This is a genomic window from Frankia sp. AgKG'84/4 (assembly GCF_023242965.2).
Lineage (GTDB): Bacteria > Actinomycetota > Actinomycetes > Frankiales > Frankiaceae > Frankia.
This window is the reverse complement of record NZ_JALKFU020001238.1, coordinates 1-2,393: the sequence shown is the minus strand read 5'-3', so window position 1 is coordinate 2,393 and position 2,393 is coordinate 1. Positions and strand designations below refer to the sequence as shown.

At 73.3% G+C, this 2,393-nt stretch carries 3 protein-coding genes; all 3 read left to right on the top strand.

Features of this window, described 5'->3' with window-relative positions:
• Window positions 1-1,239, top strand: a 1,239-nt coding sequence (locus tag MXD58_RS29180; RefSeq protein ID WP_518478714.1) for a phosphoinositide-specific phospholipase C-related protein, incomplete at its 5' end; no start/stop codon positions are given.
• Window positions 1,240-1,370: 131 nt separating this feature from the next.
• Entirely contained in the window at window positions 1,371-1,826 is a 456-nt protein-coding gene (locus MXD58_RS29175) for a tellurite resistance TerB family protein (RefSeq protein ID WP_248840283.1), read from the top strand.
• Window positions 1,827-1,984: 158 nt separating this feature from the next.
• The coding region (locus MXD58_RS29170; RefSeq protein ID WP_250611369.1) for a TSUP family transporter at window positions 1,985-2,393 on the top strand (409 nt) is incomplete at its 3' end.

Genomic DNA, 2,393 nt, shown 5'->3' with positions numbered 1-2,393 from the left:
GCGCTGCTCGGCGTCGCCCTGCGCCTGGCCCTGCCCAACCCGCTGACCTCGCTCGCCGGCCCCCGCTCGCCGCTGCCGCCCGGCGCGAGCCGCGTCCTGGTCGATTTCTCCGGGCACGCCTACGCGACGATCGAAGGCGACTACCTGCGGGTCGTCGCCTGGACCCTGGTCGTCGCCGTCGTCGTCGGTGGCCTGTCGTTGCTGGTCGCGGCATCCGCGCGGTGGAGCGGGACCGGCCGGCGCCGCCGGGTCGCCACCGCGTTCGTCCTCGCCGTCCCAGTGATGGTCACCGTGACCTGGACGGCGTTTCCCGGCGCGGCCGCCGAGCCGCGCGAGCTGTGTGAGTCCAGCCCGTCGCTGTGCGACCGGCGCTACGACCAGGTGACCTACCTGGCCACCCACAACGCGATGGCGAACAGCGAGGACCAGTTCCTCGGGCCCGCCCAGGACCCGACGATCGTCCACCAGCTCGACCTCGGGGTCCGGGCGCTGCTGCTCGACGTCCACCACTGGACGCCCGCCGCGCAGGTCGAGACCTACCTGAACACGCTGGCGCCGTCGACCCGCGACGCCCTCGCGCCGCTGACCCAGGGGGCCGTGTCGCAGCGGCCCGGCACCTGGCTGTGCCACGACGTCTGCCAGCTCGGCTCGCTCGACTTCGCCGCCGAACTCGGCGAGATCCGCGACTGGATGGCCCGCAACCCCACCGAGGTCGTCACCCTGGTCATCCAGGAGAACGACGTGGCGGCCAGCGAGATCGCCGGGGCGGTGGCCGCCGCCGGCCTCGCCGACACCGTCCTCACCCCGCCCGCGGACCCGCACGGGCGCTGGCCGACGCTGCGATCGATGATCAGTAGCGGCCGCCGCCTCGTCGTGTTCACCGAGCGTCAGGACCTGCCCGGCACGTTCCTGCGTGGCTTCTACCGGTACGCCACCGACACCCCGTTCGACGCCGACAGTCCCGAGGACCTGCGGTCGTGCCCGCGAAACCGGGGGAGCGCCGGCGCCGACCTGCTGCTGATGAACCACTGGCTGACCGCGGCCGCGCCCAGCCGGCGCGCCGCGCTGAGCTCGAACGCCGCCGACACCATCGTTGAGCGTGCCGCCCGCTGCCGCACCGAGCAGGGCAGGACCCCGACGTTCGTCGCCGTCGACTTCTCGACGATCGGTTCGGCGCAGGCAGCCGTGGATCGCCTCAACCGGGTCGCGGCGCGCCCCCCGGCGGCCACCGCCCGCTGAGCCCGCCCCGGTGGGAGCATAGGGGCCGGATCGTGCGTTCACCCTGGTGAATCGTTCGCCATCGACACCGTGGGACGCGGTGTCGACCCGGCCCAACGGGGTCCGGGCCCCAGCCGTGCAAGGGAGCACAGGTGCCCATCTGGAACCAGCTGCGCCAGTCCGCGCAGACCATGCAGGGCCAGTTGAACGCCAAGAAGAACGATCTGAAGAGCGGCGCCTTCCGCGACGCGAGCATGGCCATCTGCGCGCTGGTCGCGGCCGCGGACGGCACGGTCGACCCGGCGGAACGCCAGCGGGTCGCATCGTTGATCATCTCGAACGACGTGCTCAACAACTTCCCCGCCGACGACCTGCAGCGCCGCTTCAACGACTACCTGGGCAAGCTGCAGGCCGACTTCGAGTTCGGGAAGGTCTCGGTCCTGCAGGACATCGGCAAGACGAAGAAGAAGCCGGCGGAGGCGCGCGCCGTCATCCAGATCGGCATCGTCATCGGCGGCGCCGACGGGGTGTTCGACAAGACCGAGCAGGCCGTCGTGCGCGAGGCGTGCTTCGCCGTCGGGATCAACCCGGAGGAGTTCGACCTCTGAGCCGACCCGGCGCGTGACCGGGCGCGCCGGCCCCCGCCGGGCTGGCGGCGGGGACCGGCCGGGGCGCCTACCACGTCACATCTCCACCCGTGTCCGACCCGATGGTTGGATGCTCGGGCAGGCGAGTCCGCAGGTGGGCGGGGTGACGAGGAGGGCACGTGGGGCCAGCTGACGCCGTGCTCGTCGGCGCAGCGGGCCTGCTCGCCGGCGCCGTGAACGCGATCGCCGGTGGCGGCACCCTCATCGCCTTCCCAGCCCTGCTCGCCACCGGCCTGCCCGCCCTGACCGCCAACATCACGTCGTCGGTCGGCCTGGTCACCGGCTACGCCGGTGGGGCCCTCGGCTACCGTCGCGAACTCGCCGACCAGGTCGGTCGCCTGCGTGTCCTCGGCCCGCCGGCTGTTCTCGGCGGCATCATCGGCGCGGTGGTGCTGCTGGCCACCCCGTCCGCGGGCTTTCGCACCGCCGTTCCCTACCTGGTGCTCGCCTCCTGTCTGCTGCTGGCGGCCCAGACCCGCCTGGGCGCCCTGGTCGCCCGGCGCCGGGCCGCGGTGGCCGGCGCGGCGT